Source organism: Mesorhizobium ciceri WSM4083, assembly GCF_000519305.1.
Taxonomy (GTDB): Bacteria; Pseudomonadota; Alphaproteobacteria; order Rhizobiales; family Rhizobiaceae; genus Mesorhizobium; species Mesorhizobium ciceri_B.
Map to the genome: position 1 here is coordinate 138,634 of NZ_JAFG01000003.1, position 15,410 is coordinate 154,043.

The 15,410-nt window shown below is 63.2% G+C and carries 14 protein-coding genes; 5 read left to right on the forward strand and 9 right to left on the reverse strand.

The genetic code is table 11. The annotated features are described in order from the left end of the window. Positions 1-69: 69 nt before the first annotated feature. Both MESCI2_RS0100695 and MESCI2_RS0100700 read right to left on the reverse strand, forming a co-directional pair. Complete coding sequence (locus MESCI2_RS0100695; protein WP_081738555.1) at positions 70-1,851, reverse strand: acetolactate synthase 3 large subunit; 1,782 nt, start codon at positions 1,849-1,851, stop codon at positions 70-72. A gap of 257 nt (positions 1,852-2,108) precedes the next feature. Continuing rightward, a complete protein-coding gene (locus MESCI2_RS0100700; RefSeq protein WP_027034859.1) occupies positions 2,109-3,263 on the reverse strand; it encodes a DUF6600 domain-containing protein in 1,155 nt (384 codons plus the stop codon). A gap of 420 nt (positions 3,264-3,683) precedes the next feature. Here MESCI2_RS0100700 and MESCI2_RS0100705 point away from each other — a divergent pair, with 420 nt between their 5' ends. Next, positions 3,684-5,504, forward strand: a complete 1,821-nt coding sequence (locus tag MESCI2_RS0100705; RefSeq protein ID WP_027034860.1) for an NAD(P)/FAD-dependent oxidoreductase — start codon at positions 3,684-3,686, stop codon at positions 5,502-5,504. Between the two features lie 72 nt (positions 5,505-5,576). Here MESCI2_RS0100705 and tmpB read toward each other — a convergent pair whose 3' ends face one another. After that, positions 5,577-6,167, reverse strand: a complete 591-nt coding sequence (gene tmpB / locus MESCI2_RS0100710; RefSeq protein ID WP_027034861.1) for a (R)-1-hydroxy-2-trimethylaminoethylphosphonate oxygenase — start codon at positions 6,165-6,167, stop codon at positions 5,577-5,579. Beyond that, positions 6,164-7,315 (reverse strand): 2-trimethylaminoethylphosphonate dioxygenase, encoded by a 1,152-nt coding sequence (gene tmpA / locus MESCI2_RS0100715; RefSeq protein ID WP_027034862.1) that lies wholly within the window; start codon positions 7,313-7,315, stop codon positions 6,164-6,166. The genes tmpB and tmpA overlap by 4 nt, the downstream gene beginning before the upstream one ends. A 121-nt stretch (positions 7,316-7,436) precedes the next feature. On the opposite strand from tmpA, the gene MESCI2_RS0100720 reads away from it, so the two are divergent. After that, entirely contained in the window at positions 7,437-8,315 is an 879-nt protein-coding gene (locus MESCI2_RS0100720; RefSeq protein WP_027034863.1) for a LysR family transcriptional regulator, read from the forward strand. Between the two features lie 4 nt (positions 8,316-8,319). On the opposite strand, the gene MESCI2_RS0100725 is transcribed toward MESCI2_RS0100720, so the two are convergent. From MESCI2_RS0100725 to MESCI2_RS0100735, 3 genes are read right to left on the reverse strand one after another with little or no spacing between them, the layout of a single operon-like run. Continuing rightward, positions 8,320-8,847 (reverse strand): GNAT family N-acetyltransferase, encoded by a 528-nt coding sequence (locus MESCI2_RS0100725; RefSeq protein WP_027034864.1) that lies wholly within the window; start codon positions 8,845-8,847, stop codon positions 8,320-8,322. A 44-nt stretch (positions 8,848-8,891) separates the two neighbouring features. Next, positions 8,892-9,200 carry a hypothetical protein gene (locus tag MESCI2_RS0100730; protein WP_027034865.1) on the reverse strand — a complete coding sequence of 103 codons (309 nt, stop codon included), beginning with the start codon at positions 9,198-9,200 and terminating at the stop codon, positions 8,892-8,894. 4 nt (positions 9,201-9,204) lie between these two features. Beyond that, positions 9,205-9,768, reverse strand: a complete 564-nt coding sequence (locus MESCI2_RS0100735) for an XRE family transcriptional regulator (protein ID WP_027034866.1) — start codon at positions 9,766-9,768, stop codon at positions 9,205-9,207. A 154-nt stretch (positions 9,769-9,922) separates the two neighbouring features. Between MESCI2_RS0100735 and MESCI2_RS0100740 the strand changes: the two genes are divergently transcribed. Next, positions 9,923-11,752 carry an ATP-binding protein gene (locus MESCI2_RS0100740; RefSeq protein WP_027034867.1) on the forward strand — a complete coding sequence of 610 codons (1,830 nt, stop codon included), beginning with the start codon at positions 9,923-9,925 and terminating at the stop codon, positions 11,750-11,752. A 281-nt stretch (positions 11,753-12,033) separates the two neighbouring features. On the opposite strand, the gene MESCI2_RS0100745 is transcribed toward MESCI2_RS0100740, so the two are convergent. Both MESCI2_RS0100745 and miaA read right to left on the reverse strand, forming a co-directional pair. After that, positions 12,034-12,825, reverse strand: coding sequence for a GGDEF domain-containing protein (locus MESCI2_RS0100745; RefSeq protein WP_027034868.1), 792 nt, complete (start codon positions 12,823-12,825; stop codon positions 12,034-12,036). A gap of 105 nt (positions 12,826-12,930) precedes the next feature. Further along, entirely contained in the window at positions 12,931-13,923 is a 993-nt protein-coding gene (gene miaA, locus MESCI2_RS0100750; protein WP_027034869.1) for a tRNA (adenosine(37)-N6)-dimethylallyltransferase MiaA, read from the reverse strand. Here miaA and serB point away from each other — a divergent pair. Then, positions 13,913-14,800, forward strand: a complete 888-nt coding sequence (serB, locus tag MESCI2_RS0100760) for a phosphoserine phosphatase SerB (RefSeq protein ID WP_027034871.1) — start codon at positions 13,913-13,915, stop codon at positions 14,798-14,800. The genes miaA and serB overlap by 11 nt on opposite strands. Continuing rightward, positions 14,797-15,369, forward strand: coding sequence for a GNAT family N-acetyltransferase (locus MESCI2_RS0100765; RefSeq protein WP_027034872.1), 573 nt, complete (start codon positions 14,797-14,799; stop codon positions 15,367-15,369). The genes serB and MESCI2_RS0100765 overlap by 4 nt, the downstream gene beginning before the upstream one ends. The last annotated feature ends 41 nt before the right edge of the window (positions 15,370-15,410 follow it).

Consider the following 15,410-nt stretch of genomic DNA (forward strand, 5'->3'; position numbering starts at 1 on the left):
CAAGCTCTTGAGCTAATTCTCTGTTTGCGCAGGGCTTTCTTAGCGATAGCCCTGCCTTGGTTCTGCCGGCTACACCAGTTCCCTGCCCTTGGCGTCGATGGCGTTGGCCACCGCCTCGTCGGTCGCCTCGTCGGGCAACAGCATCTCGTTGTGCGCCTTGCCTGACGGGATCATCGGGAAGCAGTTGGCGAGCGTCGCCACGCGGCAATCGAACAGCACCGGCTTCCTGACCGAGATCATCTCCTTGATCGCGTCGTCCAGTTCGTCCGGCTTCTCGCAGCGAATGCCGTGGCCGCCATAGGCCTCCGCCAGCTTGACGAAGTCCGGCATCGCCTCGGTGTAGGAATGAGACAGCCGGTTGCCGTGCAGCAACTGCTGCCACTGCCGCACCATGCCCATATACTGGTTGTTGAGGATGAAGATCTTGATCGGCGCGTCGTGCTGCACGGCCGCGCTCATCTCCTGCATCGTCATCTGCACCGAAGCGTCGCCGGCGATGTCGATGACCAGCGCATCGGGATGCGCGATCTGCACGCCGAGTGCTGCCGGCAGGCCATAGCCCATCGTGCCCAGCCCGCCCGACGTCATCCAGCGGTTCGGCTTCTCGAAATGATAGTGCTGCGCCGCCCACATCTGGTGCTGGCCGACCTCGGTGGTGATGTAGGTGTCCATGCCCTTGGTCAGTTCGTAGAGCCGCTCGATGGCGTATTGCGGCATGATCACGTCGTTGTTCATCTTGTAGGCGAGCGAGTCGCGTGCACGCCATTTGGCGATCTGCTCCCACCAGGGGTAGAGCGCCTTCTTGTCGGCCTTGGCGCTCGCGCGCCACAGCCGCACCATATCCTCCAGCACCCGGCCGACATCGCCGATGATCGGCACCTCGGTGTGGACGTTCTTGTTGATCGACGACGGATCGATGTCGATGTGGATCTTCTTCGAGTTCGGCGAGAAGGCGGTCAGCCGGCCGGTGATGCGGTCGTCGAAACGCGCGCCGATGCAGATCATCACGTCGCAATCATGCATGGCCATGTTGGCTTCATAGGTGCCGTGCATGCCGAGCATGCCCATCCAGTTCTTGCCCGATGCCGGATAGGCACCGAGGCCCATCAGCGTCGAGGTGATCGGGAAACCGGTGAGATCGACCAGTTCGCGCAACAGATGGCTCGCTTCCGGGCCGGAATTGATGACGCCGCCGCCGCTGTAGATGATCGGCTTCTTGGCTCCCGCCATCAGCTCGACCGCCGCCTTGATCTTCTCCAGGTCGCCCTGGACCTTGGGCTGGTAGCTGGTGCGCGGCGCGATCTGCGGCGGGACATAGAATCCCCTGGCGAACTGCACATCCTTCGGGATGTCGACGACGACCGGACCCGGACGGCCGGTGGTCGCGACATGGAAAGCCTCGTGGATGGTGGCGGCGAGTTCGTTGACGTCCTTCACCAGCCAGTTGTGCTTAGTGCAGGGGCGGGTAATGCCAACCGTGTCGCATTCCTGAAAAGCGTCCGAGCCGATCAGCGAGGTCGGCACCTGCCCCGTCAGGCAGACCAGCGGGATCGAATCCATCAAGGCGTCCTGCAGCGGCGTCACCGCATTGGTGGCGCCGGGGCCGGAGGTCACCAGCATCACGCCGGCCTTGCCGGTGGAGCGTGCATAGCCTTCGGCCGCATGGCCGGCGCCCTGCTCGTGGCGCACCAGTATGTGCTCGACATCGTCCTGCTGGAAGATCTCGTCATAGATCGGAAGGACAGCGCCGCCGGGATAGCCGAAGACATGCTTGACGCCATTGTCCTTCAGCGCCTGCACCACCATTTCGGCGCCCGTCATTTCGCGCCGCTCGTTCTGTCCGTTGCTCATCGGTCTGGTCCCGTACTGTCGCCATTTGGGCGTTGCTGGTCGTTTAGTCGTGTTTCAGGCAATAAAAAAGGCCCCCGAGGGAGCCTGTGTCTTGCGCATGGGGGGTTTTCGCCCGGCGGTTACACCGCCTTGCCCACGCGCTTTCCTACGAGAATGAGTGCCGTTTTCATGGTGGCGGACACTAAGGGCGGGAAAGGCGGCCTGTCAACGGGAAAAATCGCGCCGGCGCGCACAGCGTGCCGGCGCGATTGCGGTGATCAGCCCGGCGCCTTGCAGCGGGAAACGCGCGGATCGCATTTGGACGCCTTCCTAGCCTGCATCTTCGCTGGCGGATGGTGGGGTGCCACCCTTGCCGGGGCATGGTGCTGGGGCATGCGCATTGCCAGCGCCTGCTGATGCGGCTTTTGTTGTCCGGCACCGCGTGCTGGACGCTGCCCCGAAACCGGCTTGGGCGAAACCGGCTTGGCCGACGATTTGACAACGATACGTCCATCGCCCGCGGTCCTGTCGGCATGCAGCTTGAGCGCATCGGCCTTCGCGCCGCTGCCGGCGGCCATCCGCTTGCGAACGGCGTCGCCAGGCTTCACGACGGCCGGATTGCTGGCAGCCACCGCGCCCGGGGAAATGGCCTTGCCGCCGATCGCAGTCTTCGGACCCGCCAGGATTTGCCCGTTCCCCGTTGCATTGCCGGCAAGCTTCTTGATTTCGGCGCCCCTGGAAGCATCGAGCCGTGCACCGGCAAACACGCCTTTGGGCGGAGGAACCAGTTTTGCCGCCTTGATCGATTCGATGACGGGCTTCGGGAGTTGCTGCAGCCTGGGTCCGGCATTGATGGCAATCACTTGATTGCCAAGCCGCACATGCGGCGCGTTGTTGACCACGACGGTCTGGTTGATGAATGTCGTGTCGCGCACGATGACGACGTTCTCAGTGGCAGGCCGCACCACCCTGACCAGATCAACCGCGCCGATCGCCGCCACCGGCACGAAACACCACCAGGCGTCGTCGAAGGCGACGTCGACATCGGGGGGTGCCGGAGCCCAGCCGACATCGTTGCCGCCCTGGCGCCACACCACCCAGGCTGGCGCCCATTGATCGCCGGCGATCCACACCCAGCCGAAATCGGGATCGTAGGCCCAGCGGCCATAGTGATAGACGACATCGCCGAACGGCTCGGTGGACTGCCAGTACCAGCCATCGTCGGTCCAGACCCACCTGCCTTCGGTGTAGGGCCGCCATTCGGTACGGACCGAGGGAACCCAGACATCGCCGAAGCGGCTGGAGGTCCGCCATCCGCCATAGTTCGAAAGCCTTTCGCGGACGGTGACGGAAATTTCCGCCGCATGCGCCTGCGTTCCGGGCAGCACCAGCGGGCCGGTCAGGGTCGCGCTCAAGGCCATGACCGCGGCCATTGCTGCTGCGCGTCCACGCCGGCCGAGAGAGCGACATGAAGACGCTTGGATAAAGGATATGATGATCATAACGGGCTCCAGAGTTCCGCATCCAGAAAATCCCGGGAACCGCTCTGTTGCCCGCCACCGCTTCCCGGCTTCTCACCGATCGGTTGTCATCGGCCCCGGTGACCGCATTGCGGCATTTGCCCATCAATTTTGCGCGACCGGCGCGGCATTCACAAATGGGACGTTCGTTTCCGGCGCCCGGGCGATTCCGAAACCGCCTGGCGATCCCATTTCGAGGATAGACCATTGAAATTGCTGGAAACTATGGTGGGGCGTGACGAGGGCCGCCATCTCTGACGATACTTGATCGTCCGGCGGCAAGCCCGGCGGAGCCACCACCATGACGATCTGGATTTCACGGGAGGAAACCTGATGCTCGACAAGCCCTCTAGCAAGAACACGGCCCCTAGCAAGAAACTGTCCGACCTGCTCGATCAATTCGGCGCCGCGCTTGCTGCCAATGACATCGAGAAGGCGGTCGATTGCTTTCAGGAGGATTGCTACTGGCGCGACCTCGTTACCTTCACCTGGAACATCAAGACCATGGAAGGCCGCGACCAGGTCCGCGACATGCTGAAAAGCCAATTGTCGAACACCAGGCCCTCGCACTTCGCCATCGCCAAGGGCGAGGACGCGACCGAGAGCGGCGAACTGATCGAGGGCTGGATCAGCTTCGAGACGGAAGTGGCACGCGGCTTCGGCCATATCAGGCTGAAGGACGGCAAGATCTGGACGCTGCTGACCACCATGGCCGAATTGAAAGGCCACGAGGAGCCGGCAGGCTTTGCGCGACCGATGGGCGCCAGGCACGGCTCGGGCAAGAACCGTCCGACATGGAAGGAAGAGCGCGAGAAGGAAGCCGCCGAACTCGGCTTCAAGACGCAGCCCTATACGGTGATCATCGGTGGCGGCCAGGGCGGTATCGCGCTCGGCGCGCGGCTGCGGCAGCTTGGCGTGCCGACGATCATCATCGAGAAGAACGAGCGGGCCGGCGACAGCTGGCGCAAGCGCTACAAGTCGCTCTGCCTGCATGACCCGGTCTGGTACGACCATCTGCCCTATATCGATTTCCCCAAGAACTGGCCGGTCTTCTCGCCCAAGGACAAGATCGGCGACTGGCTGGAAATGTACACCAAGGTGATGGAGCTGAACTATTGGTCCTCGACCGAGGCCAAAAGCGCGTCCTATGACGACAAGACCAAGGAATGGACCGTCGTCGTCCACCGCGACGGCAAGGACATCACGCTGAAGCCCAAGCAGTTGGTGCTGGCAACCGGACAGTCCGGCAAGGCCAATCTGCCGAAATTCAAGGGCATGGAGACCTTCAAGGGCGACCAGCACCACTCGTCGAAACATCCGGGTCCCGACGCCTATGCCGGCAAAAAGGCCGTTGTCATCGGATCCAACAATTCCGCCCATGACATCGCTGCCGCACTTTGGGAAGCCGGCGCCGACGTGACCATGGTGCAGCGCTCGAGTACCCATATCTCCAGGTCCGACACGTTGATGGAAATCGGACTGGGTTCGCTCTATTCGGAGCAGGCGCTGCAGAATGGCATCACCACCGCCAAGGCCGATCTCATCTTCGCTTCGCTGCCCTACAAGATCCTGCACGAGTTCCAGATCCCGGCCTATGCCGAGATGAAGAAACGCGATGCGGCGTTCTACAAGGGATTGGAAAAGGCCGGCTTCATGCTCGACTGGGGCGACGACGAGTCCGGCCTGTTCATGAAGTACCTCAGGCGCGGCTCTGGCTATTACATCGATGTTGGCGCCTCGCAGCTGGTTATCGATGGTTCGATCAAGCTGAAGAGCGGCGTCGACGTCGAAGAGATCAAACAGCACTCGGTCCTGCTCAGCGACGGGTCGGAACTGCCTGCGGACCTCATCGTCTACGCCACGGGCTACGGTTCGATGAACGGCTGGGCCGCCGATCTGATATCGCGCGAAACCGCCGACAAGGTCGGCAAATGCTGGGGCCTCGGCTCGAACACCACCAAGGATCCCGGCCCCTGGGAAGGCGAGTTGCGCAACATGTGGAAGCCGACGCAACAGGAGGCGCTGTGGTTCCACGGCGGCAATCTGCACCAGTCACGCCACTATTCACAATTCCTGGCGCTGCAGCTGAAGGCCAGGCAGGCCGGCTTGGCGACGCCGGTCTACGGGCTGCAGCAGGTGCACCACAAGGGATAGGCGAGCGCCATTCCTGCGGAGTAAAAAAGGAAGGAGGCATGGCTTGCACCCTGCCTCCTTCCTTCGAGGGAATTACGCCGGCTTACCCGCGGCGAACTGCGTCACCACCCGCTGCAGCAGCGGCACGTAATCGCGAAACGCCCGTGTCTTCATGTTGGCGATCTTGCCGCTCTCGTCCCAGATGCGGACCCGGACCGCTTCCTCATGGAAGGGGTTCTTGCGGAACTCGGCCACCTCCTCGGCGCTCATCGGCCCGCCTTGCAGCGACAGAGTGTGCACCGAGGCTTGCGAAAGCCTGCCGAAATAGGTCGGGTCGGTGGCGCAGAGATAGCGCTTGGCCGCGACATGCAGCCTGACGCATTCGACGATGACCGGCGGAAAGAACGGCGCCAGCACCTCGCCGCCGGCCTCGTCATGATGCTTGTCCTCGACATCCTCGGGCGAATAGGTGCCGAACTCGCTGGTGTAGTGGCCGATGTCGTGCAGCAGCGCCGCCGCCACCAGCTCGTCCGGCGCGCCGTCCTTTTCGGCGAACCAGGCGCCCTGCAGCATGTGCTCCGACATGGTGACGGGTTCTCCGAGATAGGATTCGGCGCCCCGGCGCTCGAAGATGTCGGCGATGAACTCGACGATGGTGTCCGCGTTCAAATCCTGGCCACTCATTCCGCCGCCTCCTTGAACCCATGCTCGATTGCGGCCAGCGTCGACAGCAGGCCGTCCTTGTCTGCGTAGCAACCCTGCAGCCAGCGCTTGCCGGTGCCGGAAAACGCCTTGCGCGCATGCATGACGCGGGTGTTGTCGACGATGAAAGCCTGCCCCGCTTCGAGTTTGAACGTCACCTCGAAGGACGGATCCTCGATCAGTTCGGCGAACCGGCGATAGGCGGCGTAGTAAGCCTCCATGTCGGCGAACGGCACGTCGACCGTCGGCGCCAGCGAGCGGTTGTTGAAGCGGATGCAAATCAGCTCGCCATCGGGCCCGAGCTCGATCATCGGCCGCTTCGCCTGCAGCCGCACGCCGGAAGAGCCGGCATATTCGAAGCGCGCCGGGCATGAACTCAACAGGCGGAAGCCTTCGGGGTTCTCAGCCTGCAGCGCAGCCGCGACGGCAAACCCGTCGACGACGCTGGATTCGCCGCCCTCAACCGTATTCTCGATGCAAGACAGGATCTGCAGCGTCGGCACAGGGTCGCGATAGGGATTGTCGGTGTGCGCCTGCAGGCCAAGATTGGTGTAGGCGAGATTGTTTGGATTGACCTCGGCGCGCACTTCGAACCAGCGGCCGTAATTGGTCTCCCTGATATAGCCGAAAAGATCGGACACTTTGCACAGCGCCCCGGATTCGGTCGGCAGATCGTCCATCACCGCGAAGCCATAGGTTTTCACCGCCAACAGCCATTGCCGCAAGACGGCTTGGTCGCCGCTGGCAGCAGAATAACCGGCGCGCGGCACCGAATTCTGCATGGTGGCCTTGGTCCATCGCACGATATCCTCGCCTGTCCAGCCGGGCTGGCGCGCCTCACCGCGATCATAGGTGTTGGCGCGCAGCCATGACGCGGGAAAGCTGACCGTCTTCTGCTCGGGCACGAAGCTGACCTCCAGGGCATCGCCCTTGATCGACGCCGCGCCGATGAGCGTCTCAGCGGGAATGTCGAGAATGGTGATGAGCCGTTGACCATTGCCGGCGCTGCGCGTCTTGTCGTCCAGCGCATTGTCGCGCAGCCACATGGCGTGAAAGCCGCTGCGTGTCCCATCCTGCCAGCCAAGTTCGATTGTTCTGCCTTCGTCGCCGATCAGCGCGTGGGTAAGCATGGAGATCCGTTCCTGTCCGTTGCGTCCCCACGTACCGATCCGCAGGGTCTCGATTGCATGTTGATCCCGCAACAGGCATAACTCAAATTATCATTTTTTGGCCAATGACCATAAATACCTAATGCCTCGGACAAACACACCCTTACCGCCGCTCGACTGGTTGCGCAGTTTCGAGGCGGCGGCGCGGCTGTCGAATTTCACCGCGGCGGCAGGCGAGCTTGGCCTCACCCAGGCAGCCGTCAGCCAGCACATCCGGTTTCTCGAGGAGCGGCTGAAGACACGCTTGTTTTCGCGGCTGGCGCGCGGCGTCGCCCTGTCACCAGAGGGTGCGGCCTACCTGCCGCACATCCAGTCGGCCTTCGCCACCATCGGCAACAGCACCGCGGAACTGTTCGAGCCGCGCGCTGTCCAGACCGTGACCATCCGGGCGCCGATCTCCTTTGCCTTGCTGATGCTGGTTCCAGCAATGCCCGATCTGGCAAAGGCACTGCCACGCATCCAGCTAGACCTTGTGACGATCCATCGCCCTGCTGACTACGACCTGCCGGGCTCGGTGCTCGACATCCGTTTCGGCAACGGATCGTTCCCCGGCCGCGAAGCCGACAGGCTGACGGCCGAGCGGCTCGTGCCGGTGGCGGCGCCGGGCATGGTCGGCGACGCGGACTGGACATCCTTGCCACTGCTTCTGGTTGCCGGCGCACGCGAGATGTGGGCGGAATGGTTCGCTGCCGCCGGGTTGGCCGGCCACCCCAGGCGATCGCACCGTTTCGACAGCTTCGTTGCCGCCATGGAAGCGGCGAGCGCCGGCGCCGGCGTGTTGCTGGGCTCGCGGCCACTGGTCGATACGGCGCTCGGCAGCAAAACCCTGGTCAGGCTTTCCGACTTCGAACTCTCCAGCACATCGGGCCATTTTCTGACCAAGGCGTCGACCGCGCGCCTGACCGGTGCCGAGCAGGATTTTCGCCAGTGGTTGCTGTCGCGCCTCTCCGCGCCGGCATGACTGGTTACGAGATTGGCCCAATCCGCTTCCAGTAGATCAACGTGCCGGTCAGCCCGCCATGCGGCTTCAGGGCATAGTCCGGTATCTCACCGGCCAGCGTGAAGCCCAACCGCTTATAGAGGCCTGAGGCGCCCTCGTCGGTCGCCGTGTCCAGAACCAGCAGCGTGCGGCCCTTCTCCACCGCAAGGCTCTCGGCGGCCCGCATCAGGCGCGTTCCCACGCCCCTGCCCCGGCAATCGACTGATGTCATCAGCTTGGCGATCTCGGCCCGGTGCGGCTGGTTGGGCGGACAGTCGAGCAGCAAGGTCACGGTACCGACCAGGTTTTTGCCGTCCCAGGCGCCAAGCACCGCTCGTTCGCCCCTTGCCGCCGCGGCCAGTGATTTCTCCCAGAACGCCCTTGCCGCCTGCGGCGCCAACGGGTGCATGAAGCTGACCGATCCGCCGGCCGCCACCGTTCCCACCAGCAGATTGGCCAGCATGTCCTGCGTCTCGGCAGCCGGGTCAAGGGTTGCGATCTCGATCGAGTTCATGTGCAGGATATCCTGTGATTGCGATAGAAGCGGGCGCATTGCTGTCATTCCAGATGGCGCACGCGGCGTCGCTTTCGCGCCGCCTTGATGGCGCTGATGCGTTCGGTGTCTTCGTGCCCGAGATGCCGCCCGCGCTCGAGAATCTCGAGCGTGTACTCCTCATAGGTCAGGCCCAGCCGCTCGGCTCTGTCCATGCGCAACAGCATCACCTCGTGGCTCGGCGCCTTCCACGCCTTGGCGTGCGCTGCCTGCCAGGCCAAGAAGATGTAGGGATCGCCCGTGCCCCATGGCGGGCCTTTGTACTCATCGAGAGGCGGCCCCCCATTGTGGGAGCGCTTTGGTTTTCTCGCCATGAAGTCAGCCCCTGACCAGCGCGACGAGATAGTCGGCGCCAGGCTCCAGGGCATGGAAGGTGCAGTCCGACGGCGCCCCAAGCGCCAGGCAATCGCCTGATACAAGCCTGTGCACTGTCTCACCTTCGATGAATTCGAGCCCCCCGGAAATCAGCCATATCTGCTGCTTGATAAAGGCGTAGGAGGCGGCCGGGAAGCTGACTTTGGCGCCCGCCGGCAGATGCACCTTGATCAGTTCCAGCGGCATGTCGGAAGCCGGCGAAAGATGCCGCCTGACATAGCCGGTATCGGGATCGCGCCACACCGGCTGGTCGGCGTCGCGCAACAGCCCGCCGCCCTGCAACTCCGCGCGTGCGATCAAGGTCGACAGCGTCATGCCGAAGGCCGACGCGATGCGCACCAGAAGCGCCGCCGTCGGGCTGGTCTTGCCCCGCTCGATCGTGCTGAGCATCGCCTTCGAGACCCCGGAACGCTCCGCGAGTTCGGCCAGGGACCAGTCGCGCACGATCCTTTCGGCGTGTATCCTGCGGCCGATCGTCGAGGAAATGTCGTTCGCTATATCATCCATATGTCTATTATAGCGAAATATAGACGCCGGAGAAGAGCCGCGTCGCGACAATTTTCAGAGGCCCCTTAATGCTCTCTACACCATCCGACCTCATCGGGCCTTAACCCCATTCGGGTAGGATCGATGCTCCAGGGAAATGGGGATTGGCCTGTCCATGTATGTCGAACGCGAAGCCTCCGTCGGGGAACCGACCTCGCAGGAGCGCCGCCAGGCCGAGCAGAACGACAAGCGCATCCTCGGCAATGTCGTGCAATGCGATGGCGCGCGCGCCACCATCAGCGCCTACGCGGACGATGCCGACGGCGCGGTGACCGGCCTGTGGACGGTTGGCAAGATGATTTCCATCAATCTTGGATCGACGCGAACCGTCGGCCTTGTCTACGCAATTGGCAAGTCGGACCGCGCCTGGAGCAATGAGGGCCAGAACGCCATCGAGGTCAGCATCGAGCTGATCGGCGAAGTCCGTGACGGAGCAGAGCCAGGCGCCAGACCGGTCTTCGACCGCGGCATCACCACCTATCCGCATATCGGCGCCGTTGCGCACCGCATCCGCACCCGCGACCTGCAGGCGGTCTATGACCTCGCCGGGCGTCATTCGATCACCATCGGCACGCTCGCGCAGGACGAGACGATCGCCGCCAACATCGCCATCGACGATACGCTGGCGCGTCACTTCGCCATTGTCGGCACCACCGGCGTCGGCAAATCCACCGCCGTCTCGCTGCTGCTGCGCAAGTCGATCGCGGCACGGCCGGACCTGCGCATCCTGATTCTCGACCCGCACAACGAGTTCGCGGCGTCGCTGCCCGAATACTGCGTCAGGGTCGATTCCAAGTCCCTGGATCTTCCGTTCTGGATGTTCACGCTGGAGGAATTCGCCGAGGTGCTGTTCCGGGGCCGCGAGACCGAGCCCGAAGAAATCGATGCCTTGCGCGACCTCATTCCGGCCGCCAAGAACCTCTACCGCAATCCGAATTCGGGCTCCTATATCAGGCGCGGCAGCGATGCGCTGACCGCCGATACGCCGGTGCCTTACCGCATCGCCGACCTGCTCAAGCAGATCGATGAGCGCATGGGCATGCTCGAAAGCAAGACCGATCGCCCGACGCTCAAATCGCTGAAGACGCGCATCGAATCGGCGGCGGCCGATCCACGCTACCGCTTCATGTTCAACTCGCGCCTGATCGAGGACACCATCCACGAGACGATCGGCAACATCTTCCGCGTGCCGCATCATGGCCGACCGGTAACCTGCTTCGAGATGGCCGGCATGCCGTCGGAAGTGGTCAATTCCGTCTGCTCGGTGCTGGCGCGCCTGGCCTTCGACCTCGCTCTGTGGAGCGAGGGCAAGCTGCAGCTGCTGTTTTTGTGCGAAGAAGCGCACCGCTATATGCCGGCCGACCCGCGTCTCGGCTTCGCGCCGACCAGGCATGCGCTGTCGCGCATTGCCAAGGAAGGCCGTAAATATGGCTGCTATCTCGGCGTCGTCACCCAGCGCCCTGGCGAGCTCGACCCGACCATCCTGTCGCAATGCTCGACCTTCTTCGCCATGCGGCTTGCCAATGAGCAGGACCAGGCGATCATCCGCTCGGCGATTGCCGACTCTTCCGCCTCCTCGCTTGCCTTCCTGTCCTCCATGGGCCAGCGCGAAGCCATCGCCTTCGGCGAAGGCGTGGCGACGACCATGCGGCTGAAGTTCGAAAAACTGCCGAGCCACCTGCTTCCTGGCACCGCCAAGCGCGAAGAGGCCACGTCGAAGCCGGGCGACGATGTCGATCTGGTGGCGATCGTGGAACGACTGCGCAACGTGCCGAAATCAACGCAGCAGGCGATGGCCTTCGCCGAGGTCGTCGATTCAGGCCGCCAGGCCGGCGATCCCGACTACCGCAAGCCACCCGCCGCGCGCGCGCCATCGGACGACGATTTCGACATGCGCTACGGCCTCAAGCCCGCAACCTTCGGCCTGCGCCCGCAAAACGATTGAGTTTGCCGTCTGCCGACAATCCCGAAAGTCTGCTCCAAACTTCGGTTGGTTCTGCTTCGTTCGAAAAGCTCGGGTAAATCCCGTCAGGGAATTCGTCAGGCAGAGTCGGGTGGTGCTGTTTTCGAGAACCGAAGCGGAGCGGACGTTTGAGTCAGTGAGCACCGGCCTACGCCGGCCGTAGCCTTGACTGCCGCCCCACCCATGAGTGCTTCGGCCGGCGAAGGCCGGAAGCGCAGAAAACGGCGCCAGACGGCCAGCCTCACGAATTCAGTGATGGGATTTCAGGCGCAGACGCGGTTGCGGCCTTGCCTCTTCGCCTCGTAAAGCTGGCGGTCGGCGCGGCGATAGAACTCTTCGGCTGTTTCCTTGCGGTCCCAGACGGCAAGCCCGACGCTGGTGGTGATCTTGAGGCGGACATTGCCCGACAGCACCGACATGTTGGCGATCGCCTTGCGGATGCGCTCGGCAAACTTGCCCAGAAGCTCGGCGTCCATGTTGGGCGTGACCACGGCGAACTCCTCGCCGCCCAGTCGCGCCACCACATCGTGGTAGCGCGTCATATCCTTGAGACAGTTCGCGACGGCCTTGAGCACCTCGTCGCCGACGTCATGGCCGTGTGTGTCGTTGACCTGCTTGAAATGGTCGAGATCGAGGATCATCAGCCCGACGGGCTTTTCGATGCGCCGGAACTCCTCGAGATACTCTTTCAGCGCATCGTCGAAATAGCGCCGGTTCTGCATGCCGGTCAGGCCGTCGGTCAGGGCCGCATGCTCGAATGTTTCCGAGCGCGCGCTGAGCGAGACCGTCATGGCGCGTAGCTTGCCTTCCTCCGTCGCCTGTTTGCGGATCAGCGGATAGATGAAGAAAATGCCGAAGAACAGCGCGGTGGCCAGGAGCACGCCGGTCGCGAACAAGAGCTTGTTGAGATAGATGACCTTGTCCAGACCCGAAGCCGTATGCAACTCGTCGGCGAAGGATTGCAGAAGTCCATAAGCATGCAGCGTCACCAGGCCAGCGGCCAGGATCACGAAGATAAAGACGAAAAACGCTGATTCCGCCTTGTGGAAACGCATCTGCTCCCCGTTGGAAAAGTGCCCGCTGACCTTATGGCACGGGCGGGCTTACGGAGGGTTAATTTGGACAACCACAACGAGAACCTTTCCTTGCAGGTAAACTTTTCAGGTTGCATTAGAGGCACGCAATCCGATCGTGGTTTCCAGATCATCACCGGGGCGCAACCTCAGCCATTCCGGCCCCAATTGATGCCTGAACCAGGTGGTTTGCCGCTTGGAATATTGCCTGGTCGCGATCTTGGCGCGTTCGATTGCCTCGGGAAAGCCAATCTCTCCGGCCATCGCCGCCTGCAGTTCGCGAACGCCGATCGCTTTCATCGCCGGCAATTCGGGATCGAGGCCAAGTGCCGCAAGCCGCTTGACCTCGTCCAGCGCGCCCTTGTCCAGCATCTGGTCGAAGCGTTTGTCGATGCGTCCGACCAACGCCGCCCGATCCGGCTCGATCACCTGGAAACGCGCGCTTTCCCTGTCGATGAGCGGCTGGCCGCGCTCTGCCTGCCATTCCAGGATCGAACGGCCAGACGCATCGAGAACCTCCAATGCCCGCACGATGCGCTGGCTGTCGGTTGGCTTGAGCATCGTGGCGGCCGCCGAATCCTCGCGCAGCAGCAGGCTGTGCAGCTTGACGGCACCCTGCTCCTTCAATTCGTAGCGCCAGCGGTCGCGGACCCGCTGCGGAATGTCGGGCATTTCCGAAATGCCCTCGGCCAGCGCGCGAAAATAGAGCCCGGTGCCGCCGACAAAAATCACTGGCCGTTCGGAGAACGTGCCGTCAGGCCGTTCGGAGAACGTGCCGTCGTCGATCAGCTTCCTCACGTCGCGCAGCCAGGCGCCGGTGGAATAGGGTGTCGCCGGGTGGACATGGCCGTAGAGGAAATGCGGTGCGCGGGCGAGGTCGGCCGCCTCCGGCCGGGCAGTCAGCACGTCGAGCACCGAATAGCCCTGCATGGAATCGGTATTGACGATCACGCCACCCCTGCGCTCGGCCAGATCGAGCGCAAGCGCCGACTTGCCGCTGGCGGTCGGCCCGGCTATCAGGATCGCGTTCTTCACGCGGCCCTTGCCCGCCTGCCCGCCGGAATGTTCCATGCCGCTCATCGCCACGCTTGTTTCCCGTCCCACTGAGCGCGCTTTGTCGCTGTCGCTTGCGAATATGGCCTCACGGTCGGTCGGCGCAAGCGCTGTTGTCTGGCTGGCCGAAGGTATTGCCTGCGATCTGATCCTGCCTGAGGCAGAAGACGCCGCCGTTACGAGTGCCGTCTTGCGCACGGCACTCGCCAGCGAGGCGGTCGACGTGATCGTCCAAGAGGCAGAAACCCGCCGCAAGAAAATCCTGATCGCCGACATGGATTCAACCATGATCGACCAGGAATGTATCGACGAGTTGGCCGACGAGATCGGCGTCAAGGATCATGTTGCGGCCATCACCGCGCGATCCATGAATGGTGAGATCGCCTTCGAACCGGCTTTGCGCGAGCGGGTGGCGTTGCTCAAGGGCCTCGACGCCGCCGTGGTCGATCGCATCGTCGCCAATCGCCTGACGTTGGCCGCGGGCGGCCGTGTTCTGGTCCGGACCATGCGCGCCAACGGCGCCTGGACGGCACTCGTGTCTGGCGGGTTCGAGGTCTTCACGACGCGCATCGCCGCCATGCTCGGCTTCCAGGAGAACCGCGCCAATCGCCTGCTAGAACAGGACGGCCGCTTCACCGGGCTGGTCGGCGAGCCGATCCTCGGCCGCGCCGCCAAGGCCGACGCGCTGATCGAAATTTCAGCGCGCCTTGGTCTGACGCCCGCCGACGCCATCGCGGTCGGTGACGGCGCCAATGATCTCGACATGATCCGCCTTGCCGGTACCGGTGTCGCGCTCCACGCCAAGCCGACGGTGGCGGCACGGGCCAAGGTCCGCATCGATCATGGCGACCTGACCGCGCTGCTCTATGTGCAGGGCTACAGGCAGGAGGAGTTTATGCAATGAAACCAATGCGTACCGAGCGCCTGATCCTGCGCAACTGGGAAGATCGCGACCGCGACCTGTTCCACCGCATCAACTCCGATGACCGGGTCATGGAGTTCTTTCCATTCCGCCGCGACCGCGCCCAGGCGGATGCCAAGATGGACGAGCTCCAGGCCTGGACCACGAAGGACGGATACGGTTTTGCGGCCGCCGAGATCACCGCCACCGGTGAATGCATCGGCTTCATCGGTCTCCTCGACACCGATCATGTGCCATCCCTGCCAGCCGGCACCATCGAGATCGGCTGGCGGCTGGCACCTGAGTTCTGGGGCAAGGGCTATGTCACCGAGGCAGCCGAGGCGTGGCTGGCCTACGGCTTCGAGACGCTTGGCCTCGATGAAATCGTATCATTCGCCGTCGCGGCCAAACGCCGCTCCACCGCCGTCATGCAACGCCTCGGCATGAGCGCGGATCCGTCCGGCGATTTCGACCACCCCGGCATTCCCGACAGCCATCCCGCGCTCAAGCGCCATGTCCTGTACAGACTGTCGCGCCAAGACTGGCAGGCAAGAAAAAGGGCGGCCCGCTAGCCGCCCTTTCCATTCAAGATGAGGATTTTTTCGCCGGGTCT

Excerpts from the sequence above, each read along its gene's own strand:
- MESCI2_RS0100695 (WP_081738555.1), bottom strand. The coding sequence starts at position 1,851 with ATGAGCAACGGACAGAACGAGCGGCGCGAAATGACGGGCGCCGAAATG.
- MESCI2_RS0100700 (WP_027034859.1), bottom strand. The coding sequence starts at position 3,263 with ATGGCCGCGGTCATGGCCTTGAGCGCGACCCTGACCGGCCCGCTGGTG.
- MESCI2_RS0100705 (WP_027034860.1), top strand. The coding sequence starts at position 3,684 with ATGCTCGACAAGCCCTCTAGCAAGAACACGGCCCCTAGCAAGAAACTG.
- tmpB (WP_027034861.1), bottom strand. The coding sequence starts at position 6,167 with ATGAGTGGCCAGGATTTGAACGCGGACACCATCGTCGAGTTCATCGCC.
- tmpA (WP_027034862.1), bottom strand. The coding sequence starts at position 7,315 with ATGCTTACCCACGCGCTGATCGGCGACGAAGGCAGAACAATCGAACTT.
- MESCI2_RS0100720 (WP_027034863.1), top strand. The coding sequence starts at position 7,437 with ATGCCTCGGACAAACACACCCTTACCGCCGCTCGACTGGTTGCGCAGT.
- MESCI2_RS0100725 (WP_027034864.1), bottom strand. The coding sequence starts at position 8,847 with ATGAACTCGATCGAGATCGCAACCCTTGACCCGGCTGCCGAGACGCAG.
- MESCI2_RS0100730 (WP_027034865.1), bottom strand. The coding sequence starts at position 9,200 with ATGGCGAGAAAACCAAAGCGCTCCCACAATGGGGGGCCGCCTCTCGAT.
- MESCI2_RS0100735 (WP_027034866.1), bottom strand. The coding sequence starts at position 9,768 with ATGGATGATATAGCGAACGACATTTCCTCGACGATCGGCCGCAGGATA.
- MESCI2_RS0100740 (WP_027034867.1), top strand. The coding sequence starts at position 9,923 with ATGTATGTCGAACGCGAAGCCTCCGTCGGGGAACCGACCTCGCAGGAG.
- MESCI2_RS0100745 (WP_027034868.1), bottom strand. The coding sequence starts at position 12,825 with ATGCGTTTCCACAAGGCGGAATCAGCGTTTTTCGTCTTTATCTTCGTG.
- serB (WP_027034871.1), top strand. The coding sequence starts at position 13,913 with ATGCCGCTCATCGCCACGCTTGTTTCCCGTCCCACTGAGCGCGCTTTG.
- miaA (WP_027034869.1), bottom strand. The coding sequence starts at position 13,923 with ATGAGCGGCATGGAACATTCCGGCGGGCAGGCGGGCAAGGGCCGCGTG.
- MESCI2_RS0100765 (WP_027034872.1), top strand. The coding sequence starts at position 14,797 with ATGAAACCAATGCGTACCGAGCGCCTGATCCTGCGCAACTGGGAAGAT.